This window comes from Mesobacillus harenae, from assembly GCF_013343715.1.
Classification (GTDB): Bacteria; Bacillota; Bacilli; order Bacillales; family Cytobacillaceae; genus Mesobacillus_A; species Mesobacillus_A harenae.
Genome location: NZ_JABUNR010000061.1, coordinates 1 through 281 on the forward strand (window position 1 = coordinate 1; position 281 = coordinate 281).

Below are 281 nucleotides of genomic sequence, written 5' to 3' on the forward strand. Positions count from 1 at the left end.
GAAGGTGCGGCTGGATCACCTCCTTTCTAAGGATATTGTCGTAAAGACAATCGGAACACTGTCCTTTCGGTCAGTGATGTTGTACGCTTGTTTGTTTAGTTTTGAGGGAGCAATTTTTCATTGTTACTTGCGAGTAATGATTCGAAAACCTCAATTAAATACCTGTTATGTGGGCCTATAGCTCAGCTGGTTAGAGCGCACGCCTGATAAGCGTGAGGTCGATGGTTCGAGTCCATTTAGGCCCACCATCTATGTAACGGGGCCTTAGCTCAGCTGGGAGA

General features: G+C 46.3%; 1 protein-coding gene and 1 tRNA gene. Both read left to right on the forward strand.

The annotated features are described in order from the left end of the window. Nucleotides 1–181, forward strand: a 181-nt coding sequence (locus tag HRJ06_RS23110) for a hypothetical protein (RefSeq protein WP_206753062.1), incomplete at its 5' end; no start/stop codon positions are given. Continuing rightward, nucleotides 172–248, forward strand: a tRNA-Ile gene (locus HRJ06_RS23060). The genes HRJ06_RS23110 and HRJ06_RS23060, both read left to right, overlap by 10 nt. Nucleotides 249–281 lie beyond the last annotated feature (33 nt).